The sequence below is a fragment of the Hominiventricola sp. genome (assembly GCF_057604405.1).
Genome location: NZ_DBLYVB010000007.1, coordinates 73202 through 97482 on the forward strand (window position 1 = coordinate 73202; position 24281 = coordinate 97482).

The 24281-nt window shown below is 43.7% G+C and carries 20 protein-coding genes; 3 read left to right on the forward strand and 17 right to left on the reverse strand.

Annotation, left to right across the window (positions count from 1 at the left end; genetic code table 11):
* Positions 1–10: 10 nt before the first annotated feature.
* The 13 genes from ACZMB2_RS06505 to ACZMB2_RS06565 form a co-directional block, all read right to left on the reverse strand.
* Entirely contained in the window at positions 11–1405 is a 1395-nt protein-coding gene (locus ACZMB2_RS06505; protein WP_487596055.1) for a polysaccharide pyruvyl transferase family protein, read from the reverse strand.
* Entirely contained in the window at positions 1405–2364 is a 960-nt protein-coding gene (locus tag ACZMB2_RS06510) for a Coenzyme F420 hydrogenase/dehydrogenase, beta subunit C-terminal domain (protein ID WP_487596056.1), read from the reverse strand. The genes ACZMB2_RS06505 and ACZMB2_RS06510 overlap by 1 nt, the downstream gene beginning before the upstream one ends.
* Positions 2365–2369: 5 nt before the next feature.
* On the reverse strand, positions 2370–3893 hold the full coding sequence (locus ACZMB2_RS06515; RefSeq protein WP_487596057.1) for an oligosaccharide flippase family protein: 1524 nt from the start codon (positions 3891–3893) through the stop codon (positions 2370–2372).
* Positions 3894–3995: 102 nt separating this feature from the next.
* Entirely contained in the window at positions 3996–4505 is a 510-nt protein-coding gene (locus ACZMB2_RS06520; protein ID WP_487596058.1) for an SEC-C metal-binding domain-containing protein, read from the reverse strand.
* A gap of 78 nt (positions 4506–4583) precedes the next feature.
* Positions 4584–5264 carry a hypothetical protein gene (locus tag ACZMB2_RS06525; RefSeq protein WP_487596059.1) on the reverse strand — a complete coding sequence of 227 codons (681 nt, stop codon included), beginning with the start codon at positions 5262–5264 and terminating at the stop codon, positions 4584–4586.
* 38 nt (positions 5265–5302) lie between these two features.
* Entirely contained in the window at positions 5303–6130 is an 828-nt protein-coding gene (locus ACZMB2_RS06530; RefSeq protein ID WP_487596060.1) for a hypothetical protein, read from the reverse strand.
* Between the two features lie 132 nt (positions 6131–6262).
* Positions 6263–7255 (reverse strand): glycosyltransferase, encoded by a 993-nt coding sequence (locus ACZMB2_RS06535; protein WP_487596061.1) that lies wholly within the window; start codon positions 7253–7255, stop codon positions 6263–6265.
* Positions 7236–9377 (reverse strand): bi-domain-containing oxidoreductase, encoded by a 2142-nt coding sequence (locus ACZMB2_RS06540; protein WP_487596062.1) that lies wholly within the window; start codon positions 9375–9377, stop codon positions 7236–7238. The genes ACZMB2_RS06535 and ACZMB2_RS06540 overlap by 20 nt, the downstream gene beginning before the upstream one ends.
* A gap of 25 nt (positions 9378–9402) precedes the next feature.
* The gene (locus ACZMB2_RS06545) at positions 9403–10629 is read right to left on the reverse strand and encodes a nucleotide sugar dehydrogenase (RefSeq protein ID WP_487596063.1); all 1227 of its coding nucleotides are present in this window, start codon (positions 10627–10629) and stop codon (positions 9403–9405) included.
* On the reverse strand, positions 10619–12298 hold the full coding sequence (locus tag ACZMB2_RS06550) for a heparinase II/III domain-containing protein (RefSeq protein ID WP_487596064.1): 1680 nt from the start codon (positions 12296–12298) through the stop codon (positions 10619–10621). Before ACZMB2_RS06550 ends, ACZMB2_RS06545 begins: the two co-directional genes overlap by 11 nt.
* Positions 12282–13544: a glycosyltransferase family 4 protein gene (locus tag ACZMB2_RS06555; protein ID WP_487596065.1), complete on the reverse strand. Its 1263-nt coding sequence runs from the start codon at positions 13542–13544 to the stop codon at positions 12282–12284. The genes ACZMB2_RS06550 and ACZMB2_RS06555 overlap by 17 nt, the downstream gene beginning before the upstream one ends.
* A complete protein-coding gene (locus ACZMB2_RS06560) occupies positions 13537–14889 on the reverse strand; it encodes a sugar transferase (protein WP_487596066.1) in 1353 nt (450 codons plus the stop codon). The genes ACZMB2_RS06555 and ACZMB2_RS06560 overlap by 8 nt, the downstream gene beginning before the upstream one ends.
* 57 nt (positions 14890–14946) lie before the next feature.
* Positions 14947–16632, reverse strand: coding sequence for a hypothetical protein (locus tag ACZMB2_RS06565; protein WP_487596067.1), 1686 nt, complete (start codon positions 16630–16632; stop codon positions 14947–14949).
* Positions 16633–16805: 173 nt separating this feature from the next.
* Here ACZMB2_RS06565 and ACZMB2_RS06570 point away from each other — a divergent pair, with 173 nt between their 5' ends.
* Genes ACZMB2_RS06570 through ACZMB2_RS06580 form a run of 3 tightly spaced genes read left to right on the forward strand, consistent with a single transcriptional unit; the run spans position 16806 to position 19560 of the window.
* Entirely contained in the window at positions 16806–17777 is a 972-nt protein-coding gene (locus ACZMB2_RS06570; RefSeq protein ID WP_487596068.1) for a hypothetical protein, read from the forward strand.
* A gap of 19 nt (positions 17778–17796) precedes the next feature.
* A complete protein-coding gene (locus ACZMB2_RS06575) occupies positions 17797–18768 on the forward strand; it encodes a glycosyltransferase (RefSeq protein WP_487596069.1) in 972 nt (323 codons plus the stop codon).
* Between the two features lie 3 nt (positions 18769–18771).
* The gene (locus tag ACZMB2_RS06580; RefSeq protein ID WP_487596070.1) at positions 18772–19560 is read left to right on the forward strand and encodes a glycosyltransferase family 2 protein; all 789 of its coding nucleotides are present in this window, start codon (positions 18772–18774) and stop codon (positions 19558–19560) included.
* 21 nt (positions 19561–19581) lie between these two features.
* Here ACZMB2_RS06580 and ACZMB2_RS06585 read toward each other — a convergent pair whose 3' ends face one another.
* The 4 genes from ACZMB2_RS06585 to ACZMB2_RS06600 are packed head-to-tail and all read right to left on the reverse strand — an operon-like array spanning position 19582 to position 24280.
* Positions 19582–21249 (reverse strand): hypothetical protein, encoded by a 1668-nt coding sequence (locus tag ACZMB2_RS06585; RefSeq protein ID WP_487596071.1) that lies wholly within the window; start codon positions 21247–21249, stop codon positions 19582–19584.
* The gene (locus ACZMB2_RS06590; protein WP_487596072.1) at positions 21239–22447 is read right to left on the reverse strand and encodes a hypothetical protein; all 1209 of its coding nucleotides are present in this window, start codon (positions 22445–22447) and stop codon (positions 21239–21241) included. Before ACZMB2_RS06590 ends, ACZMB2_RS06585 begins: the two co-directional genes overlap by 11 nt.
* The gene (locus tag ACZMB2_RS06595) at positions 22435–23235 is read right to left on the reverse strand and encodes a hypothetical protein (RefSeq protein WP_487596073.1); all 801 of its coding nucleotides are present in this window, start codon (positions 23233–23235) and stop codon (positions 22435–22437) included. Before ACZMB2_RS06595 ends, ACZMB2_RS06590 begins: the two co-directional genes overlap by 13 nt.
* A 13-nt stretch (positions 23236–23248) precedes the next feature.
* On the reverse strand, positions 23249–24280 hold the full coding sequence (locus ACZMB2_RS06600; RefSeq protein ID WP_487596074.1) for a DUF6077 domain-containing protein: 1032 nt from the start codon (positions 24278–24280) through the stop codon (positions 23249–23251).
* Position 24281: the final 1 nt, after the last annotated feature.

The window sequence follows — 24281 nt, forward strand, 5'->3', positions numbered from 1 at the left end:
AGTCTCATTTCTATTTCATTAATGAATTTTTTAAATAGTTTCTGGATAACTCTATATAGGGCTTTATCAGTTCTTTTGCCTTTTTATAATCAACCTCCTTCGTATAATCTTTTTCTTCCTTCATAATCCGTTCTTCAAGTCCCAGCATCTGTGTGAGTTCGTGAATTCTTGAATTCATCTCTGTTTTCTTCGTCTTTGCTGTTCTTTCAAATACCCAGAACGGTCGTTCAAAAACAGTAGAAAAAACAGTTGCATGGAAAGAATCTGTAATGACCATATCCGCATACTTAATCAGGCTGAAAAACTCTTCCATCCCAACTTCAAATAACTGTCGGTCTCCAAAATCTTTATCTTCCATCCGAAAATGAAAGCTGTTTCCATTTTTAATATGAGGAATAGTAACCAGCAATTTTTTTTGTTCCCTTGCTATTCGTTCCGCTTTTCTCCGCTGCTTTTTATCATTTCCCAATAAATAACAGAAAACATATGGTTCTTCCACCTGTCTCTCCGCTGTTACTTCTTCCCATTCTTCCCTACTTAAAAGCAGGGTCGGATCCGTCACCCGCACCACTTTCCTGCCCAGAAGTTCCGAAAAAGTTTTCGCGGTCACACTTTCTCTGACAGAAATATGAGCATACTTTTTCAATTCTGTTTTCATAAAATCCAGATATCCATCCGGGAATTCCTGAACTGCCACACTGGACGCATAGGAAATAATATGCTTATCCGGCTGCCCATCCAAAAAAGAAAACAAAAATGCTTCATCCGCCACTCCCGGCTTCCAGATCTGGTCACTGCCGCTAATAAATGTCCCATATCGTTCTCTGCATTGACCAATGGTTTCTTTTGTATAAACGGTTGAATGTGGAATCCATTCTCGGAACTTTTCCAACATTTCGCCACGCTTCTTCAGCTGATCTGCACAATTCTGTTCCAGTTTTCTCTCTATCTTGTCTTTTGCTTTTCTGTAATAGCGATCGCACAGACCAGAAATAGAATTTCTCTTGATCTTTTCCAGCAAAGATGCACTAACTGGTGCTGCTACTTGCATCGTGCGCTTATAAGAAATCAATTCGACATCACATCCCAGCATCGTAACAGCTTTATACAAAGCATAGGACTGCGCAAGTCCTCCATAATTATTGTTTCCATAGTATAAAGTGATAATTCCTACATCTTTTTTCACATTTGGCACATTATCTTTTACCATCTGCTTTTTCTTTCTGATAGGACAAATCTTGATACATTTACCACAGCGAACACAAACTTCTTCCCGTATCTTAGGATAAAGAAAGCCTTCTTCATCCTCTTCCATTTGAATTGCCTTTACTGGACATCCTGCCATACATGCTGCACACCCGCAGCAATCTTCTCTTTTTTCTACTAACTCTGGAATCGCTTTCATTACTGTTTCCTTATTATCTTTCCAAGATGTTTTCTTAACTTCTTTATCTCATTTTTTATATATGGCGGCCTTGTCATTTTTGCGCAAAAAGACAAAAGTTCTGCATTTTTTCGATTAAATACTTGTTCTCTATACGATGGTTTCAAAGATGATTTCTCGAAATTTGTATTTTGAATTCCTGCTTCCTGCCAACTTAATTTCTGATAATTCAAATCTTCTATTATTTTTTCAAAAATACGTTGCCCCTTTGCAGTCTTCACCATTACCAATGAAGTTCCCCATCGATTGTATAATGGTTCACATCTTTTTCTTACTTCCCAAAAATCCCCCAATGTAATATCCGCTTCATCATTTTCATTCTTAAAGTAACATTGATAGCAACTAGGCCTTAAAAATATATTCTTTATGAATCCACGCATAAACACATCATAATTTCTTGGTTTTTGAATTTTCTTTCCATTTTCCAGCTCTATTTTCAATGTAAAATCAAGCCATCCATTGTCCTTATTACGAAAATTAACAGATTTTATCTTTTTCCCTTTAGCTGTACTTTTTAAGTATTCTCTCCATATAACCGGACTGGGAACTCCATGACAGATCACATCTACCGTAATTAAATTATTATAGGTTTTTCCTAGATAAGAATGCAATCCACTGATTTGACACGGTGTTCCGCTGTAAAGTACCGGAATTTCCTGTTTTAAATAGGATTCTGCCTTTTGATAAGTTTCTTTTACATTACTTGGCAGATATTTACTTCCCATTAGAGGGAATAGTTCTTCTTCCGTTGACGCCTTGTCATGCATGACTTCCCAGTTTTCATCAAATCTGGCACCAAAGACCACTCCTCCGCATGAAATAACATAATGAGCCAATAAGTAGAAAACACTTCCCGAAGATCCCTTCTGTCGAAGTTTTTCATCTTTGTTGTAGCATGCATATACGAGTGATTCTTTCATCGTTCTTAACTCCTACTTCTCTTATATACCCGTTTAAGTGGTCCTAATACCATATCTTTTTCCTGTTCGTTCATCCCCAGACACCACATGGAAACAGCAAATACCACAGTGAATATTATGACTGCAGCAAAGAACTTACTAAGGCTATCCATAACCCAAACTTTTCTCAAAATAATTCCCAAAATGCAAGGTCCTATCAATGCTGGAATAAATTTTAAAATTTCCCTCCAAAAATAGAGAATATCCAGACCAATTCGTTTTTGGTAATAAATGTTCATAAAAATAATATTTCCAACAATAAGAGAAATTGCAGTTCCTAAAGCAGCACCAGACGGTCCCCATATTTTTATAAACGGAATGCTGATCAGGACATTACTGATTGCTATACACAAGTATACTACCGATCTGACTCTATGCAGGTTCTTTGCCCTTTGAATTTCAATTCCCAGATTCTGAATTAAGGGGATGGTTACCGGCACAATTAACAATAAAGTAATCGCATAAGATTCTATATAATTCTCACCAGCCCATAAAGAAATAAATTCTTTTCCAAGGAAAATGAATCCCATTACAATCAGTGATAACACAATAAACTGAACTCGTCCAACTTTTGTGAAAAGCTTTGTAAGTGCAGTATCATCATTTTCTTCTACAACCAGCTTATTTACCTGTGGGACAAATACATTTGAAATTGCTGTTGATACCTGAAGATACATGTTGTTAAGCTGACTTCCAACACCATATACCGCTACTGCTATAGTTCCACTAAATCTACCTAACAAAAATTTGTCTACACTCCAGTTTACTTGATCTACGATCATATTAATAAAGATGAAAAATGTAAATACCCACATTTCTTTTAATAAACCAAGCTGGAAATTTTTAAAACGCATTTTTATATGAAGATTTCGTACGCAATAAATAATACTTGCAATTAATTTCGCAATGGTCAATCCCGTTGTTACAAGTACCATGGCAACTGATCCATAACCCATAATCAGTAATGGCAATGTAATAAACGGATTAAAGAGATACTGCAATACTCTAAGTAGTCTCTGCAAAAGAAATCTTTCATGCGAAGTCATAAAAGAATCATATACACTTGCAGGAAATGTCAATGCAAGATTAAACACCATTAAAGCCAGCAGGATTTTTGCTTTTGCATATTCTACGGTTGTAAGTCCTGTTCCGAAAATCCATTGGATATTTCCCAGCATGACAGCGCCACAGAACAGGCAAATTCCAGAAATAATAAGAAAAATCGTCATGAACATGCCATTAAAGCTGGCGACTTTTTCTTCATCCCCTTCTTTTTTTACCATTGTATAAAAACGCATATAAGAACTGTTAAATCCAAGACTTAACACGCTTAAATACGATACCACAGAAGCAACCAGCTGATACAGGCCATATTCACTCTGTCCCAACAACCGCAGCATAATCGGTGTGTATAGCAGTCCTGAGACAATATGAATTCCTTGTGCCAGATAAGTTAGCAGCACTCCTGCTTTTTTCTGATTTACTTTCATTATTTTATAACCTTTTATTTGTATATTGTTTCATTAACAAATAAGTGGCGCTATCAGCTTCTGACAACACCACTATCTTTTGTTATATTTTACTATGTGTATTTATTTGTTATGTTTTCCACAGCACTGTTTGTACTTCTTGCCACTTCCGCACGGACACGGATCGTTACGACCGATCTTTTTACCTTTTACGATGGTACCGGATTTCTTCTGCTCCAGATACAGCGCATGTTTTTTCTCTTTATCAAAAATCTCATCCCACTGCGGCAGTTCATACAACCAATCAGCTTTTGCATCAACCATGTTCTTGTACAGTTTTTCTTTGTCAAATTTCAGGCTGACAACGGTATCTTCTTCCATCTCTTCGATCGGGTTTGCCTCTACCAGGCTCTCATTGATACCATCCAGGAATCCGGTCATCTCCATAACGCTTAAGCCATATTTCTCAGCCAGCTCTTTTACGGTTCCTTTTACTTCAGTATCCGGATCAGAAAGAAGCTTCTCATAAACTCCTTTTTCCAGATTGAAGTAATTAGCCCAGAATCTCTGGAGAGTTCCTTTATCTTTTTTCTCATCATAGGCAATTTTATGCCACTCTTTTAATAATGCCATATTAAACCATCCTTCTTTTATTGCTAAATATAAACATAGAGTAAATATATACTATTTACTTCAATTTTTCAATCTTTTTCACTCATTTTGCTTAAATAATATCCGCTCGCTGCCCAGAATCAACCTGCTGGTATACCCATTTTCTTCACACCACTGAGCCCACTGTTCGTCATTCCAGCCTGAAGTTTCTCTGGAATCTACAAAAATAATATCCGGTATTTTCTCCGGATAAATCTTATAATACTCTTTAAATTTATCATTATCCAAATCGTATTCTTTGATCCATCCAGAAAAAGAAGCATTATTCGCATTCTCCGCCATCAGATAGCCCTGTGGAAACATATTGTAAAATAAAATATGTTTACCGCTTAAATCTCCCAATTCCTGAATCAAATGATAATTTTCATCATTCAACTTTTTCTTTGCCTCAGTTGTAATGACTCCTTTTAGCGGACCTTCTGTAATTTCACAGTTTAATGCTTCTCCGTCATCCTCCCAATATACATAATTCATATTAATATATACCTGAGCTGCCAGCTGCATCAGAATCAATCCCGCAAAGCACCAAGGCAGTATCTTCTCTGTTAAATTTTCTTTTCTAAAATCATGCAACATAAACAATGCTGTACAGGAAGAGATCAGACTGGCATTACACATGACATAAATTCCCTGATTGCTTGACAGATTCATGCAGAACGCATAAACCATACCGAGCATCCAGCCTTTTGTAAACAAATCCCAGTCCTTTTTCTCTGTCATTATAAAGCTAAGCAAACCTATCAATGCCAACGGCAGAGCTACCGCATGCTTTCCGACCCCCCCGTTTTAAATACCGACAGTAGTGCAAGAAACAACATATTCAGCAATGTGATACATATCAGCATAAAACATCTGTATTTTCTGCTGAACACCGCTAGCACACCGCCTGCTAAAAATGCCAGAAAATATAACTTAAACCAGTTTACAAACCAAAGTACCGGCTCCATAAAAGCCATGATTCCCTTTTGTTTATGCGCCGGATCTGCCAAAATATATCCGATACTTTCCAAAACGGTGGTAAGTGAAGTTCTGGATAGCACGAAAACAATAAATATCAGCGCAATGAAGCCAGAACCTGCAGTCACCCATCCCAAAGCTTCGATTCCAAAGGTTTCTTTTTTCTGTCTTTTCCATAGGCAGACAATCGCATACAGCGCATATGCCAATACCATATACGGACAACACAACACTACAATAGCAAGCAAGATTCCTGTTATAAAATGCTGCAGGCGAAACGATCTAAAATTTGCCATCAAAACCGATGCCATAAGCCATGTTGCCAACATACCAATGGTATTGTAACTCAATGTTCTCAGACATGCATGGGTAAAAAGAGCAAACATAATGTTGGCAATTGCTGCCATCCATCTATTTCTCTTTCGCAGCAACATATAAGAAACAATTGCACTTCCCGTCAGACATACCAGATATACATATCTTGATGCAAGGTAGATGCCTTCCGTATTCCCTTGAATAAGCAGATAACACTTCACGAATGGATACAGCAGGAAGCCCACCAGCTGAGATACATGCCATTCATCCGCCAACAATCCTTCTCCCTGTGCCAGACGATAAGGAACTGTCAAATAGAACGCCTCATCAATATCGACATTCCCAAGCCTTATTCTTGAAAGATGCATGCAAACAACACCAGCTAATAGAATTATAAACATGATATCCGCTATTCTGCTTTTTTCTTTTGTTTCCATTTATCTTATCTATTCCCTTTTTATTACTTTTCGCATCAAATCACATAACGCTTTTTCATTTAATGCCTCAAAAAATTCCGCCCGTTCATAATCTCCCACGCCATCTCTTGCATACAGGCAGTCTGCTGCCAGAATCGGCGCGCCGACAGATCTTGCCTCCAGAAGCGGCAGTCCTATAGTCTCAATATAAGACGGGAATACCAGTACAGAAGACGCATACTGTTCAAAGAGTTGTGTTCGCGGCACCGGGCCGATGAACTCGATCGGAAGCTGCTTTTCTTCTGCCTCCGCTTTCAACTTCTTCATACCCTCATTTTCTTCTCCCGTCACGGTCCAGATCACCCGGTAATCTTCCATGCCCTGCTCTTTTAACAACTCACAGGCCTTTAAAAATGTCCGGTGATTCTTATAGGCAGGCGGTCCTGCCGGATAGAAGAACGTCGGGCAGGTCTCATCCATTTTCCATGGATGGGTTTTCAGCATCTCCACCGGCGGAAACTTCACTTCCACCCGGTCAGCCGGAATGCCGCACTGACGGATGATCTCTTCCTTCATCCAGTTGGTCTGCACCAGTACTTTTTCTGCTCTGCGAATGGATTTTTTCATCATCCGGCCAAGAATCTGCTGACTGTACCAGGGACGGAATGCCTCCCATGGCTTAAATTTATATTCTGAAAAGGGAAGGGCATTGTGTTCATACACGATCTGCGGCACCTTCGCATGAGGCAGTTCAATATTCTGCAGAGATAAAACTCTATCAGCCTGATATTGTTTCACCAGCTTATGCGCTACAAAATGATCAAAATACAGCCGGTGCAGCATGCTTTTCTTCACTTCCGGGAAATTCAGTACTTTGATATTCTCTGTCTCCGGAAGTTCATAGACACTGAGTACGAAAATGTATTCATTCTCTGTATCTTTCTTAAATTCTTCATAAAAGCTCTGAAGAACCGTCGCTGCTCCGCCGCTGTCCGCCGCTACATCATAAACCAGCGTTCTCATCGGTCTTTACCTTGTTCATGGCTTTGATCAGAAGCTCCTGCCCACGGAATGCATCCTGAATCACGGTATTCTTCTCTTTGCCCTTCAGTACCTGACAGATATACTCATACTCTGCCTTAATACCTTTGTCCTGTTTCAACTTATGGGTAACAGTCTTCGTACTTCCGTATTTCTTCAGACGGATAAAGTTGTCCATCTCATAGACAGAACCGTTGGATAATACGCGCAGCTGTTCCTTCGGGTACTTCTTGGAGCCCATGGAAGAATATACAATGTTTCCAACTGCTCCGGATGCAAACTTCAGCGTAATCAGCACATTGTCATTCATAGGATAAGCATTGTTGGAAGCTGCGGTCACGTTCATATCCATCAGTTCGCTGCCATCCAGATACTGAATCAGATCCACGAAATGGCATGCCTCACCAAGAATTCTGCCGCCGCCTGCTGCCTCGTCATGTACCCAGTGATTCTTCGGAATAAATCCCGCATTTCCAATAAAATCATAGACTGCTGGAATCTGATCCGTCTTCAGATCCTTCTTGATCTGCTGAATGAGCGGCGCATGACGCCGGTTCAGGCCTACGAACAGCTCTCCCTCGGATTTCTCATACGCTTCTTTAATCTGCTGTAATTCATCCAGAGTCAGGCAAAGCGGCTTCTCACAGTAGACATGTTTGCCGGCATTCAATGCCTCGATGACAAATTTGGCATGGCTGTTATGCTGGGTAGAAACTGCGATCAGATCAATGTCCGGATCTGCCAGCAGTTCTTTATAATCATTGGTCGTATAAGCAAACGGAGTTCCACTATTTGCCTGAGCACCACCTACACCGCCAGTGGTAGCCAGTCCACGGAACTCAAAGAGTCCCGTTTCTTTCATAATCGGAAGCATGGTGCTGCGTACAAAGTTGCCCGCTCCGATAAGTCCCAGACGGATCTTATCACCGGATACAGATTTCTTTGCCTCCGGATTGTGAATGGTTCCATTCCATTTTTCTTTATTTTCTTCATCATATTTCAGAAGAACGCCGATATAACGCTCATGATTCGGGTTCTTCGTGATCATCTCATAAGCTTCTGCTGCCTGAGCAAAGGGAATCTCATGGGTAATGATATCGGAAAGACTGATTCTTTCCTGAGCAAGCAGACGGACAAACTCCTCGATATTGCGACCTTCTGTGAAGCGCACATAGCCGATCGGGTAATCAATTCCCTTCTGCTCATAAGTCGCATCATAACGTCCTGCTCCATAAGAACGGGCAATGCGGAAGGAAAGTTCTCTCTCATAGTACGGGCGTCTGTCAATGTTCATCTGGGTTACACCGATCATGCAGATGATACCGCGGTCACGGGCAATGGCTGCCGCCAGGTCCATCGGTGCATTGGTATTGGCTGCTGCGGTGATGATGACTTTATCCACGCCGCGTCCTCTGGTCAGTGCCTTGGTCATATCAACAGCGCTGTCATCGCCGGAATTGATAAATGCCTTCAGGTTGGTACCCGGCATAGTCTTATCCACCACGTCATAGCCAATGACATCACATCCATAAGCATTTAAAATACGGCTCACAATATGTCCCAGAAGTCCCATACCGATCACTGCTACGGTCTCTCCCGGTACCACTTCTGCCTGATGAATTCCTTCCAGTGCAATACCACCCAGGGCGCAGAAGGCTGCCTGACGATAATCCTGTAACTCTTCCGGAATCTTTGTGAGCATAGTTCTGCTCACCCGGTTGATCTCGCAGTGATAAGCGGTACCTACCATAGCCACCAGATCTCCGGCCTGTACTTCCGTCACGCCTTTTCCGCAGGAAATGACACGACCCACTCCGGAATATCCCATAGGCATCGGTTCCGCCAGCTTGTTAAAGGCGCTCTCGATAGTGGTCACAATCCCATCGGTAGAAAGCTTTTCCAACACTTTCTTTACCTGATCCGGACGTTCCAATGCCTTCTGGACCAGATTCTTGCCGCCGAAAGAAGCAAGGCCTCTCTCTGTACCGGCACTGACTACCGTGTACAAAGTCTCCACCAGAGCCATATTTTCTTTTACCGTCGGCATGGGCTGGTCAATGAGCTTCATGCTTCCGTCTTTTACATTCAGAAATAACTGTTTCATATATTATGTTTCTCCATTCCCTTCTCTACAAACGGTAGGTTCCATCCAGGAAACAGATGTGTCTGGTATCCAGCACTACTTTTCCTTTCAGTTTGTCCATATTTTCTCTGATCTCATCATGTCCTACCAGCAATACCACAAAATCCACATCTGCAAGGAAGCTGTCCAGATCATGATACTGGTTCGGCACCAGATCTTTCTTTACATAGGGATCATAGACTTTGATCTGTCCGCCGCAGAGATGGCGTTCCATGCTCTCCAGCATCTGCAGAGTCGGACTCTCTCTCGTATCGTCTACATTTTCTTTATAGGTCAGACCATAGAGACCTACCCGTCCCACATCGGTCATATTATTTTCTTTCATAATGTCATGAATCCGCTCCAGCACGAAGTCCGGCATACCATCGTTGATCTTTCTGGCTGCCAGAATGATGTTTGCCAGGCCCGGATAATCACCTACCAGGAACCACGGATCTACAGAGATGCAGTGTCCGCCAACACCAGGTCCCGGAGTCAGAATGTTGACACGGGGATGCTTGTTGGCAATCCGGATAATCTCATACACATCCATATTATCGGAGCGGCAGATCTTCGCCAGCTCATTGGCAAATGCAATGTTAATATCACGGAAGGTATTCTCCACTACCTTGGTCATCTCTGCGGTACGAATATCCGTTACCACGATCTCTCCCTGACAGAAAGAGCTGTACAGAGCTTTTACTTTTTCACCGATTTCCGGACTGTCTGCACCAATCGTACGGGAATTATGTTTCAGCTCATATACCATATTTCCCGGAATGATACGCTCCGGTGCATGCACCAGATTGATATCCTCGCCGATGGTAAATCCGTCGGATTCAATGATCGGACGCACATATTTATTAATGGTTCCCGGAGATACGGTAGATTCGATAACCACCGTTGCGCCCTTCGGGCAGACACTCATAACGTTCTGCACTGCCTTTACCACGTAGCTTGCATCCACCTTTTTACTAGCCTTATCATAGGGAGTCGGCACTGCCACGATATACATATCCGTGCTCTGATACTCATGAGAAAACCGGATTCCTTTGCTCACTGCCTCCTGAAACAGTTCGTCAAGGCCATCCTCCTCGAAGGTAGTCTTTCCCTCATTCAGGGTATCTACCAGCTCCTTATTATAATCCGTTCCTACAACCTTTACCCCATGTGCTGCAAACATCAGCGCAGTGGGAAGACCGATATAACCAAGTCCTACTACATTAATCATCATGCTTCTCCCTTTCTCTTTCGAATATGATCTGTGTCATGTGCTCACTTCCATCGCCCTCCCAGGCAAGTGCAAGCACTTGTATCTGTTCTGTTTTTCCAAATTCCGGTGCATAGGAACAGATAGTTCCTTCCCGGTAGATTTTCACCTGATCCTGTTTTTCCGGAATAATACGGCAGACCAGCGTATCGTCTTTTTCTTTGACCAATACGGAATTTTCCGCTTCTTCATAATGATAATCCGGCGCCAGGTGGAAATAGGCTTCTGCATGTCCGTCTACCTGATCCCAGATCTCGACACTGCTGCCTTCTGCCCGGATGCAGCGTCCCTGCTTTCTGCCAGATGCCGTCGTCAGCCTGCCTTTCAGCTCCTGGCTGCCGGCAGAACCGGTTACTTCTGAAATCCGTCTGGCTACCCGGTGTTCTCCCCAGCATTCAGACTGTTCCTCGCCGTCAATCATCACCGTATTATGGGCTGCAGTGCTTCTGAAATATCCCCGTAATGCCCCCTGATACATCCCTGTACCAGAATTCACAAAGACCGGATGTCCCTGTCTGGACAGTTCAAAACTCAATCCATCGCAGTGTCCGTGTCCCGGCATATAATCCGGCGCAATGGCGCCTGCATCCAGAAGAACCTTCACATCTCCGCTTCGCAGGCAATAATAACCAGCATCCGGGAAAGATGCTTTGTAATCCGGCGTAATTCCGAATTCTTCCCGGAGTGCTGCCAGGAGGCTTACCATGGAACGCGCCACATTATCCCCGGAATCATTAAAAAGCGGCGTCTGTCCCATGCCATCTTCCAGAGAATACATAACGTCCGCCATTCTCTTAATCTTCTTACCTAGTTCTTCGTAGAAAAGGCGGTCTGCTTTCTCCACACCTCTTGCTGCCCTCATCAGATCTTCCAGGACAATTTTATGATACATGGGGCTTCGTTCATAATGCATGCCATCGGGCAGGATCTGTTCTTCCAGTTCCTCCCGCAGACGGCTTTTATAATCATCGTAGACGCCCGGCTCTTTAAAATAGAGAGCACCCAGCATCACTGCTTTTAAATTTTCCAGATAATGATTGCCCAGAAGATGAAGCTCCAGCTTCTTCTGCAGATGCAGATACTGGGCATACATACTGTCACCCAGCTTCTGAGCAAATTCCTCATCTTTTCGGAATATCTCACCAAATCCATCCATACAGATCCAGAGATTGGTAAGCCTCAAAGAAATGGTATAGGGATGCCATCCATCCCCGGTTCCATCCTGATTATCGTCCATCCAGCGAAGGCAATAATCCCGGAACTTCTCATAATACTTCGCCTCCCCGGTTTCCCAATAGGCTGCTGCCAGAGGAATCAGGAATTCCAGATACTGCAGATTAAAATTCCACAGATGGCTCTTATCCGGATTCGCCCAGTTATGACCGCCTGGCGTGCCGCTCTCATGAAGCAAGGTCACCGTTCCGTTTAAGATCTCGTCCCGGTCAAACCGCTTCTCATAATCCGGATGAGCGTCGAGGCGCTCCATCCAGAGGGGCAGTGTTCCCAACACCGGAGCAGCGGCTTTCGTTATTGCTTTTTTCTTTCTCTCCAGACGGTTCTTCACCAAGAATTTTACCTGGCTTTTCTTCAGATAAGACACCGTCCGATAATATTTCTCAATCTTTTTCCACACGCTTGATCACCTGATAAAGTTTCTCTGTAAGTACCGGGAAGTCAAAATCCTTTGCCCCATTCTTCGCATTCTCCGCCATCTGGGCATAAGCTTCCTCCGGCATATCATGAATCTTCAGGATCTGCTCTGCCAGCGCCTTCGCTGTACACTCCTCAAGGGACAGACCACACTGATATTTATCCAGAATGCAATATCCCATCTTCACCGTGGAAATAATCGGTTTTCCACTGGCCATATACTCAAACAGCTTGTTGGAACTGTTGCCTCTGGACCAGTTATAGTTTGCCTGAGAATAATTCAATACATTCACAGAAGATCGGCTCAGGATATACGGAATATATTTTTTCTCCACAAACCCTTTGAAAATCACATTGTCTATGTGCTCATCCTGTACTCTTTTTTCCAGTTTTTCCAGCTCGCTTCCACCACCAAAAATCAGGAACTTGATATCTTTTTTATCTTTTAATAATTTTGCCGTATCCAGAAGATTGCCCACATTATTGACCGGGCGGACGGTTCCGGTGTAGACCACCTTGAAACTGTCATCCTCCAGATCCGGATCTTTCAGAATATCCTTCTCAATGCTTGTATAGTAATCCTTCAGATTCACACCATTGTTGATGTAATGGCATTTGGCAAGGTCAATCTTACCGCCGTGGTCTTTATCCCATCCCATCTCTTTGATGTGATCCACGTCGCCTTCTTTGGTGAATACAATAGCATCCGCATGGACATACATCCATTTTTCACCGGCACTTAAGAGCCGTCCTACCAGACTGTTCATCTTTACTTTTCCAAAAGAGAAGATAGCCTCCGGCCAGAGATCCCGGACCTCCACAATAGCCGGTACATGGAACCGCCTGGCAATGAGAATACCTGCAATGCTGGTCAAGGGATGGGCGCTGGAACCCATGATCACATCCGGCTTTCCGTACTGCTTTGCATAGCCTTTGCTGATCTTTAAAAGTCCCAGGAAGAAGCTCACCATGTTCTTCACACGGGAGATTCCGTTGCCTTCATATTTACTCGTCTTAACAAAGACAAAGGGAACCCCTTCCTCTTCGGTCCGAAGATAAGGCTTCCCGTGGGTGTCGACACAGCCTCCGGTCTGATGAAGCTCATTGGCCGCAAAGACTGTCGTCTCAATATTTCTTTCTTTTAAATACTCCGCAAAATAATAGTGGCGGAGCAGCGGCCCCGTAAGGGGGGTCGTCGCATAATGGTTAAATATCCAAAATCTATGCATGGTTCTGTCCTTCCTCCACTCCTTCTGTACTCTCCTTGGTGAACATGATCTTCAGCGTCAGGAAGATCAGACGGATGTCCAGAAGAACCGAATAACTTTCAATGTACATAAGGTCAAGCTTTAACTTGTCCAGCGGAGTCGTATTGTACTTTCCATAAATCTGCGCATAACCGGTCAATCCGGCTTTTACCTTCAGACGATAAATAAATTCCGGCGTTTCCTCGCAAAATTCGTCAATGTACGTCTGGCGCTCCGGTCTCGGACCTACAATACTCATATCTCCTTTTAAAATATTTAAAAGCTGGGGCAGCTCGTCCAGTCTGGTGGCACGGATAAATTTGCCCACCTTCGTGATACGGCTGTCATTCTTCGTAGAGAACTGTGCTCCGTTCTTCTCCGCGTCCACGATCATACTGCGGAATTTATAGATATAGAACTTCTTGCCGCCAATGGTTACCCTCTCCTGCTTAAAAAGCGCCGGACCGTGATCTTCCAGCTTGATGGACAGTGCCGTCAACAGCATAAAGGGAGAAGCCACAATGAGCATGGCTCCTGAAATCAGGATATCCATGGCGCGCTTCATAATCCGCTGCTCAAAAGACAGGCCAGAATTACGCAACAGGAAAAACGGTGTATCAAAGGAATGGACACGATCTGCACCCCGCAGCAGAATATCGGATACCTCCGGAGCCACATAGATCCGGATGGATTTCTCATAACAGAATTTGATCAGATCGTTCCGTTTCTGCTCTTCAATGCCATAGAGCATCATAGCATCACAGTCTGCCACTTCTTTCTGTAAGACTGGCAGCGGTTCTGACGCTGACACACATCTGGTCACCTCATAGAGATCCTTTCTGCTGGAAATCTTCCGAAGAAGATTGTTCTTGTACTCCAGATCACAGATCAGAAGCAGACGTTTCGGCGGAAACATCTTCTTGAAGATACCATCGGAAATCTGGTTAATCAGTGCGATCACCACCAGGTCCGCTGCACATAATACCAGCATGGGCCATACCGCAGGAAAGGGAAACTGTCCCACTACCATGACAATCTGAATGTACATAACCGCATTGGCAATCACCGTTCCCAGCGTCTGGGAAAGAATCAGCTGTCCTTTGCGATAATAGGCATATTTGGTGCCGCCATACATGTAAATAAAAACGATGAGATAGAGTACGTAGAACCCTACCATCATCAGATTACCTTTATTTTCAAAAGGAGTTACTTTTCGGCCATTGTAAAGCACATACCAGACATACGTAAAAAATGCAGCTTCCAGAATAATCTCAATTCCGGCTATGCCCAGACGAAGAAGCCGTTTATACTGATCAAATTTATCCATGAACACAGTTACCTCATTATCTATAGTCTTCTGTATTCTACCACTTTCAGGATACTTTTACAAGGATTGCAATTTGTAAATATGAAATAGTCCCGCACGATCCACTTCCGCGCAGGTGGTATTCTCATATAAAGAAGTCAGATATTCCAGTCCCTTATCAAAGGTACAGATCAGATACACATTGTTCCGCTGATACAATGCCTCCCGAACACTGGTAATTCCCTGCTGTTCCAGTTTTTCTTTCCACAACGGGCTGAAGCTCATCCAGTCTCCCAGAGACATATAATTCATCTCGTATGTCTCATTTCTCCACAGCTTCACATCCCAGGTGGTAAATGCCAACGTTGTTACATCATTAAAGTAAAAATTCTCCGGATGCTCTGCGCAAAAGGTCTTTAGCTGCTCCACATCCTCGCAGCGATGACTGATCTCCAGATTCTGTGTCCGAATATTCTTTGCATACAGGACTCCCACACCCATCAGGACCAGAATAAGCAGCGACGTCCCTTTCTTTTTAAAGGATTCTGACAGATCTTCTCCTGTGGAACGGCACCACTCTCTCCATGCCAGTACCGCGATGGTGACAAGCAACAGATTCATGCTGTAAATGACTCTTGCCGGAACCCGGTCTTTATAGAGAAGATAAAGCCACAACAGGATCTGAATCCCTATGATCAACCCAATCTCTATCGCCTGCATCCAATGTCGTTTCCAGATAGTAAGAAGCAACAAAAGACCAAGCAAAACCATTCCCATGCCCTGGGCAAACTGAAATCTGCCGCTCAGTACTCCTTTTACATAACTCTTTGTACTCTCTATAAGCCTTTCCATTCTGCTTTGTTCAGATGGGCGCATCTGCTGATAGGTCTTGATATATTGTTCAAAGAACTCCGGGGCAATCTTGTCATCCGCCGTATAATTGTAATTGATCAATGTCCGTGCCCGGCTCTTGGTATCAATTCCCGCTGCCGCATAGAGATCTTTCGCCTCCTCGTAAGGCGGAAACGTATAATCCGGATAATCATAAATGGCGGAACGATATTGATTGTACTGGTTATAGGCTTTCCATTCCGGACTTCCATAACCAGCCACATTTCCCAGAAAAGCAATTCCCAATACAGCCACCGCCATCAGCGGAAGACAAACCTCCCATCTTCCCATCCCCAGGATTCCTCTTCTATGCAGCCGGATGAGCCAAAACAAGGAACAGACCGGAAGAATCATCAAAAAGATTTCTAACCGGATCTGCAGTGTCAGGAAACAAAGCAAAAATAATACTGCAAAGTGTTTTCCTTCTATTTTCTCGCTGGTCACGTACCAGTACAGCACTGTCGCTGCCACCACTGCCGCAGTTGTGGTAAAAGTCAGCTGGGTCAACGTCTGAAGTCCCACCAGGAAGAAACTCACCATAGTCAGTGCCACTCTTCGATCCTGTGCATTCCGTTCTTCTGTCTGCCCCTGCACCCGATATAAAATTAGGCTCATACACCCCCATTGTACCAATAGGAAAAGAAGGGCATACCAATCCACATGCACGGAAATTCGATACAATCCTGTTAAAATATAAGAATACCAGTATCCCAGAAAAATCGCATGGGGATCCGGATGCCCCAGATACTGCCCGGAGAGAATCTCCATCATACTCCGATCGTCAATGATGGCATATACGAATGGGGTAATTCCTCTTAATATAGCAATCAAAAGCAATGGATACAGCAATGCTTTTACCAGATTTTTATTCATATCGTTTTTTTATCCTTTTCCATCATTTCTATGTTCATATTACCCCACTTTATGTCGTTGTAAAACCATCTTTGATAATTATTCATAATTCTTTAGATTTAACTGCGAGGAATTGACGTAACTGAAAATTTCTCCTATAATAGTTTAGATATCACTTATTTTAGGAGAACGTTATGATGAAAGAATACGGCGGATACCTTCCCATCGAATTCGCAGCCGGAGTTCCCTATTATTCGGGCGAGCATGTAGCCGCTCTGAATTCCGGCCGGTATGCCATTGCCTATGCACTAAAGCAGCTGAAATGGGATATGATTTATCTGCCATTTTATATTTGTGCGACTGTTGAGGAAACCATCCGTAAGGAACTTCCCCAGATACAGATCCGCTATTACCATATTAATCAGCAGTTTCTTCCTGAATCTGTCTCTTTAAAGGAAAAGGAAGGAATTCTCTGGGTAAACTATTTTGGAATCCAGCCGGATCAGGTGATTCAGGATATGGTGCAGCAGTATGATTCCCGGATTCTCATCGATAATACCCAGTCCTTTTTCTCCGCACCGCAAAAAGGAGTCTGCCAGGTATATTCCTGCAGAAAATTTTTTGGCGTATCCGACGGTGCTTACGCAGTCGGCGGTCAGATCTGTCAGCAGCCAGTTCCGGTCTCTACTTCCAGTCTGTATACGTCACATCTGCTGCAGAGTTATGAATATGGTACCAATTATTCCTATACACTGAATAAAGAGAATGAAGAACGTCTCGGCTCCTGCGGTATTCAGGCCATGTCCCCTCTCACATCTGCCATGCTGAATGTGGTAGATTACGAGCATGTGCGTCAGAAACGAATGGAAAATATGAAAGCCCTTCACGAAGTGCTTGCGCCTGTCAACGAAATTTCATTGACGGAATTTCGTCCGGCACTGTATTATCCGTTCCTTTATTCCAGTGACACTCTGCGGAAAGAACTGATTCAGAAGAAGATCTATGTACCCCAGCTCTGGAGTGAAACGGCAGAAAATCCGGATTCCAGCACCTGGGAACAATATTTGTCTAATTGCATCTGTCCACTTCCTGTGGATCAGCGATATGATGCAGAAGATATGCGAGAGATTGGCAGACAGGTTCTTACATTGATCGGTAAATTATAATCTTAGAAAGGCAGTACTCATGGTACAACTTAGTTTTGTAATTCCCTGCTATCGAAGTGAACATACGATTCTGCAGGTATTAAATGAAATCGAACAAAAAATGACAGAACGTCCGGAAATGGAATATGAAGTCATCACTGTCAATGACAATTCCCCGGATCAGGTTTTACAGGTCTTAACAGACTATGCAGAAACCCATTCCTGGCTCCGGGTCGTTGATTTTACAAAAAACTTTGGTCAGCACGCTGCTATGATGGCAGGTCTTTCCTATGCGGCAGGCGAACAAATCGTCTTCCTTGATGACGACTTTCAATGTCCCATGGACAAATTATGGGAGCTTCTGGAACCTCTGAATCATGGTTATGACGTTTCGCTGGCCCAATATAAATTTGAAGACCGGAAAGAGAGCTTCTTCCGGGTTGCAGGAAGCCGGTTTAATGATTTTATGATGTGTGTCCTTTTGGACAAACCAAAACATCTGCGCCTGACCAATTTTATGGCCATGCAGTCCTTTATCGCAGCAGAACTGCTCCAATACAAGAATCCATATCCTTATATTGACGGTCTTCTGCTCCGTGCTACCAGAAAAATTGCAGAAGTACCCATGCAGGACCGGGAACGTCTAAGCGGTACTTCCACGTATAATCTAAAAAAGCTGATTTCCCTTTTCTCCAATGGATTTACCGCTTTTTCTATTATTCCACTCCGGCTTTCCACCTTTGTTGGAGTTGGCAGTTCCATTCTTGGCTTTTGCTGGGGATTATATCTGGTCATTCACAAGCTGATGTATCCTAAGCTCATTGATGCCGGCTACAGCTCCCTCATGGCTGTGATGCTGTTCGTCGGTGGAATGATTATGATTATGCTGGGAATCTGCGGTGAATATATCGGCAGAATTTATATCTGCCTCAACAACAGTCCTCAGTTTGTCATCCGGGATACCACCCATATGACACCTGAAAATGATGCCCGCCATCGGGAAACGAGGTAGGATATGGATATGCCAACCTTATCTGTCATTACCGTCTGCTTTCGGGCAAAAGAGGCTCTGTCCGCCACGGTGGACAGTCTTCTTCAACAAACTTGGACTGACTTCGAATATCTGGTCATCGACGGTGGATCCGATGATGGAACGGTTCCGTTTCTTGGACAGTTGGAACCGTTATTTTCTGCAAAGCAGATTCCTTTTTTCTGTTCTTCCGAACCGGATCATGGCATCTATGACGCTATGAATAAAGGGGTAAAAAAAGCCCATGGCAAATGGCTTCTGTTTTTAAATGCAGGAGATCTGCTGGCAGATGCAACTACTCTGGAACAGGTCTTTGCGCATCCAATGGATGCTTCTATCCTATACGGAGATACCCTCTGTATCTATGAGAGCAAGACAAAACTATATCCCGCGCTCCCACTGGATCACCTGACTTACGAAATGGCATTCTGTCATCAGTCCGTTTTCGTAAAGCGGGACCTGTTACTAGAACACCCCTATGACGTTTCTTATCGGGTATGTGCGGATCATGAGTTTTTCCTGGCCATGTATTTAAAGGGAGTTTCCTTTGACTATCTTCCCATTCCAGTTTCTGTCTATGAAATCGCCGGTTTCTCCGATCAGAATAAACTGCTTTCTCACAAAGAAAAAATCCGTATGCAGAAGAAACTGGGGGTATTTCATGTAACACCTTTCTGGATTCTCCGGGAATGTTCTTTCTACGCTAAACAGACTATAAAAAATCTCTTCGGTCAGAAACTGATCCGAGCGGTACGAAAAAGACGCCTGCACTAAGCAGACGTCTTCTTTATTTACTTATTGGAATTGCCATACCGGGATTCCATCTAATTCCTCAACTTGTACCGCCTGAACCTTCTCATCGTAATGTTCCCGAATATAAGTCAGAACAGCATTACAATCTTCTGCCACATAATAAGTATGTGGTCGCTCCGCCAGTGCTCGGATTGGATTTGGTACTCCCAGGCGTTCCATCTGCCCTTTTGAGTACACCTGATTAAAGTCCCAGCCACCTTCTGCAAGATTATGCTCCATAAAATTCTTTGACATTAGTTTTCCCTGTGCCATAAAATCTCGCATCGGATATTTTCTATGCTCTGCCGTTTTCCAAAGATATACTGCATTATCCTGATAGCTTTGTTCCCATTTTTCTTCGTTAGCACCTGTTTTGACAGACAACAAAGACTGATGTACGCCAAAATTAACAGATGGTAGACGACATAATACCAAGCCACAAAAAATAATAACTGCTATCATTTCGATTTTGTGTACCCTTTTCTCCACATGAATAGAGCTAACTTTTACGAGAAAAATTCCCATAGCCGCATACAGCATCACCTGCATTCCACGTTCCGGAAGACGTCCTACCAGCATCAAATAGAGCATCATCAGATAAGCTCCACCACCCGCAAATACGATTTCCAGCTTTTCATACCACGCTGTCTGTGAAAATAAGATCCAGAACGCCAGAAGCATCAATCCAATACCCCAGACTTTGAAATTCTTCAGCCCATAAAATCTGGCAATCAAAGAATAGGTCTTCTGAAAAATATCTTTCATGTTGATCACAATCTCATCTTTTTTCCCTATGTCTGCAATGTTCTGGCAATACGCTGTCGTAATTCGTTCTGTATCTGCATACATATGCTCTGTCAAGCTATAATAATCATTTTCCGATATCTGTTCCGGCAATCGATTTTCCACTGCATCATAAGTTTCCATCGGATAATCTACAATTGTGCTGACTACATCACAAAAATTCACACTGTCCTCATATTTTTCGGAATGCTTATATCCATAATCAATACCAAGAAGCAAGGCAAAGCAGATCATCATCGGTCCAAATACTCTGACTGTTTTCTTCAAATACTGCAGCTTTTCTTCTTTCCCTCTGCTTCCAAACAAAAAATCCATGCCCCAGTCCAGCAGCAGAAACGGAATAAAGGGTACAAAACCACCCAGCCTCCACATAAGACCACAGCAGATGAAAAAAGTACCTGCCACAATCCAGCTTCCATGCACTTCTGTCTTCATAGATCTTAACAGCCATACCATTCCCACGAACGTGAAGAATGCCGCCCACACCATAAAATAGTCTGAAAACAAATTCATCTCAATCGTAAGCAGAAATAACACAGCTCCGGCAAACAGCCTCTCCGTCCAGTGCCGGAAATGCAATGCCACAAAATAACTGATAGAACCGATTCCTGCCAGCAGTACGATCTTTGTCACCAGCGTAAAAGCATCAGCCGTCGGAAGTACCTTTCCTATGAAAGACATGATCCAGCAAAGCATCGGATTCAATACCATGCTATAGGTATCTTTATCATAAACTGCACTGATCACCATGGAAGTGATAAAATTATCCACATTGGTATAAATGGGCTGAAACCAGCTGAACGCTTCTGCCAGAATCATCATACAGATGGCATAGATCCAGCAGTCTCTCTTTTCTCTATTCTTCACGCGGCTTCTTCTCCCTTAAAATGCTGGCAATGAACACCAGAATACCAAACATAGTCAGTACCTGTGCCCGGTAGGTATACCAGTAATGAATCTGGGAATGATTGGACATGACCAGATACCAGATATACGGATACAGTGCCACCAGACCGATAGGCAGGCTGGCTGCAATCGTCTTTTTATCCTTCAGCTTTTTCACCAGGATCAGAATGATAAATACCAGAAGTACTACCATCACTACTTTACTCCAGCTAATGATACCACCGTCCTGCACATTCATCCATGCCTTCAGGTTCTTCTGCAAAGTTCCAATCCGATCCAGAGGCTCATCCTCGCTTCCTTCCAGACGATACTGTACCACACTCATGGTTCTCCAGAAATACCGGACTCCCAGCACAACTGTGGCAATGCCCCACTTGGCAATCCAGGTCAGGGCATATCCCAGTCCCCAGGAGACGGAAGATTTCACCGTAAAGATCAAATTTTCCTTCAGATCTGCCGCCTCATCCCGGATTTTCAACCAAAGTAGCACCACAAGGGGAATTCCAAGTGTAATAATCGGATAAGTCAGAAAATCAAAGAAATTCTCTACCATCCCTACTACAAAGAAATACAGCATGAGATTCATGGTGCAGTCCTTCTCATACCGGGTCAGCAGCACGATCAACGCACCAAACAAGACTGCAAAGGTGGTAAAGAACTGGAAGCAGACCGGAAGGAACACAATATATCCACTAGTCACAGCAGCCACATAACACATGGCAATGGCCGGTTTTAACTTTTTTGCCATGAGCCAGGCACTCCAGAAGAACAGAAGATGGAATACAAACATTCCCAGGAAACGAAGCTCCTGCACCTGGAAAATCACCGTCAATGGACGCAAAATCACCTGATAGCCATGCCAGTAGCGGGGATACTGATTCACACTCACGGATGCCTGAATGGGATTATAATAATCCCGGTTCTGAATCAGACTGGTATACATCAGTTTATCCGTATGCTCATCAATGATTGCACTGTGCCGATAGAAAAAATACATGGGGTATTCTCCCTCATTGTCAATCACCTCTACTGATTTTTCCACATTGTCCTGAATCCATGAGGTGGGAATACAATACACCAGCGTCATGGACAGGAAAAATACAGCAATCAGCGCAAAAAACGTCTTTGCAAATGGCTTTAATCCTTTTATTCTTCCCATTTTCTTGTATCCTGTCCTCTCTCGTAATCCTGATCTACAAAAATCGTAAATTCATCCGTTTCGTGATACAGCTTGTACCCGTAATCTTCCCAGTCTCCATTGTACGTATGGCTCTTGGACACAATCACAAAAGTACACTCCTCTTCCTTTGCCAGAGGAGCTGCCTTCCCCACATCAATCTCTTCTTCCTGCAGTGCCCAGTAGAGTTCAATCATAGGGCCTACCATATTGTCCTGAGGCACATTATACTGCAGGGCATTTCTGGCATATTCCAGTGTCAGGGACGGATCCCGCAGCCGCAGATAGGGGGTCAGCCGATTGGATGCCACCACATGTACATTCTCCGGAAGAAGATCCGCCATCTCCATGACATTTTCCGGTACCTTATAGTCATTAGTGGCTGCTTCAAACCACTCGGAGGAAAGCACACATTTCCCTCCCAGTCCAATGACTGCCAGTAATACCAGAAATGCCCCCTGTCGCCAGAGCCCGGAAAACCGTTTCAGCAGCAGACATCCCGCATAAGGAATGATCACCGCCAGAAGTAAAAGCCACAGGATTCTCCAGTACACATTTTCTCCCAAAGCCTTCATGAAAAACAATCCAGTCAACGGACACCAGTAGAAAAATAAAAATACCAGCGGCAGAATTCCCAACAGAAGCTTCCGCATCCAGTCTTTCTCCTGCCAGAGAATCCATAGAATTCCAACCAGTAACATAGGAAAGATCCATGCGCCGCTGAAGGTATCCGTAAAATCTGTTTTTGCAATTTCCAAAAAGTTCTGCATACGAATTCCTTTCCTAATGAGTCAACACAATATAGTAAATTCCAAGAATCACACAGGGAAGGCAGGCAAGCGCCCCTTTCACTACATAGGAAATACTCTTCTTGCGGATTCCTGCCAGCAGCATGGCCGTACCGACAAATACCGGAGTCAGCATGATTCCCATGGAGGATAACAGACATCCTGCCAGACAGGTAAGTCCCAACAGTAGAAAATCTGCCGTCTGTTCCTTCTCAGCAGTTCTCAAAATCCAGTAAAACAGCGCCGGGATTAGAATCGTCGCCAGAATTCCTTTTCCCACCCAGGGGGTAATGCTTAAGAAGGTAAGTCCTGCCGTATGTTCCCCGCTCATGAACAGATGGAGCATCACCGCCATGGCAAGGAACATGCCCTGAAGTTCACGATCTTCCGGGAACAGCTTTCTTCCAATCAGCACATACACCAGATAGGCCACTGGCAGAACCAGCCAGGGCAGAATGGTATGGGCCATAATCGTTGGCAGCACGCCTGTCAGTTTGGAAAGCCACGCATAGAAGATTGGCCATAAAGACAATACATACCGCTTGTCAAAATCCGCAAAGGTTCCCGTCTCCGGATAGACCCAGTAAATCTTATCCGTGGTCAGTGCCGTGTTGGCCAGATTCACATAATAGGTATCGTCCCATTCCAGATACATGTGATGTGCCAGATAATATAATTGCCAGATAATTAATACAATTGCCACCAGATGCCCCAGTGTCAGATTCTGTTTCCAGCCAGATATCAGTGCTTTTCCGTCCTCCAGAATCTCCCTCCAGCAAAAGAATCCTGCCACGTTCAACGCTCCTGCTGCTGCCGTATAGACCCACACAAACGTGTGAAAAGCTGCCAGCTTCATGGTCATGGGAATGAGAATCACTTCCATCAACGCCCACCAGCCCATGCAGCCCACCAGGATTGAAAACAGAAATCCTTCCTGTTTTAATTTTAAAATATGACGAATCGTGTAACCGCTAAGCGCTGTCCCCGTAAAAAACAGCACTGCCGTCAAAATAGTCTCCAGTAACATC

Excerpts from the sequence above, each read along its gene's own strand:
- ACZMB2_RS06505 (WP_487596055.1), bottom strand. The coding sequence starts at position 1,405 with ATGAAAGCGATTCCAGAGTTAGTAGAAAAAAGAGAAGATTGCTGCGGG.
- ACZMB2_RS06510 (WP_487596056.1), bottom strand. The coding sequence starts at position 2,364 with ATGAAAGAATCACTCGTATATGCATGCTACAACAAAGATGAAAAACTT.
- ACZMB2_RS06515 (WP_487596057.1), bottom strand. The coding sequence starts at position 3,893 with ATGAAAGTAAATCAGAAAAAAGCAGGAGTGCTGCTAACTTATCTGGCA.
- ACZMB2_RS06520 (WP_487596058.1), bottom strand. The coding sequence starts at position 4,505 with ATGGCATTATTAAAAGAGTGGCATAAAATTGCCTATGATGAGAAAAAA.
- ACZMB2_RS06525 (WP_487596059.1), bottom strand. The coding sequence starts at position 5,264 with ATGACAGAGAAAAAGGACTGGGATTTGTTTACAAAAGGCTGGATGCTC.
- ACZMB2_RS06535 (WP_487596061.1), bottom strand. The coding sequence starts at position 7,255 with ATGAGAACGCTGGTTTATGATGTAGCGGCGGACAGCGGCGGAGCAGCG.
- ACZMB2_RS06540 (WP_487596062.1), bottom strand. The coding sequence starts at position 9,377 with ATGAAACAGTTATTTCTGAATGTAAAAGACGGAAGCATGAAGCTCATT.
- ACZMB2_RS06545 (WP_487596063.1), bottom strand. The coding sequence starts at position 10,629 with ATGATGATTAATGTAGTAGGACTTGGTTATATCGGTCTTCCCACTGCG.
- ACZMB2_RS06555 (WP_487596065.1), bottom strand. The coding sequence starts at position 13,544 with ATGCATAGATTTTGGATATTTAACCATTATGCGACGACCCCCCTTACG.
- ACZMB2_RS06560 (WP_487596066.1), bottom strand. The coding sequence starts at position 14,889 with ATGGATAAATTTGATCAGTATAAACGGCTTCTTCGTCTGGGCATAGCC.
- ACZMB2_RS06565 (WP_487596067.1), bottom strand. The coding sequence starts at position 16,632 with ATGAATAAAAATCTGGTAAAAGCATTGCTGTATCCATTGCTTTTGATT.
- ACZMB2_RS06570 (WP_487596068.1), top strand. The coding sequence starts at position 16,806 with ATGATGAAAGAATACGGCGGATACCTTCCCATCGAATTCGCAGCCGGA.
- ACZMB2_RS06575 (WP_487596069.1), top strand. The coding sequence starts at position 17,797 with ATGGTACAACTTAGTTTTGTAATTCCCTGCTATCGAAGTGAACATACG.
- ACZMB2_RS06580 (WP_487596070.1), top strand. The coding sequence starts at position 18,772 with ATGGATATGCCAACCTTATCTGTCATTACCGTCTGCTTTCGGGCAAAA.
- ACZMB2_RS06590 (WP_487596072.1), bottom strand. The coding sequence starts at position 22,447 with ATGGGAAGAATAAAAGGATTAAAGCCATTTGCAAAGACGTTTTTTGCG.
- ACZMB2_RS06595 (WP_487596073.1), bottom strand. The coding sequence starts at position 23,235 with ATGCAGAACTTTTTGGAAATTGCAAAAACAGATTTTACGGATACCTTC.
- ACZMB2_RS06600 (WP_487596074.1), bottom strand. The coding sequence starts at position 24,280 with ATGTTACTGGAGACTATTTTGACGGCAGTGCTGTTTTTTACGGGGACA.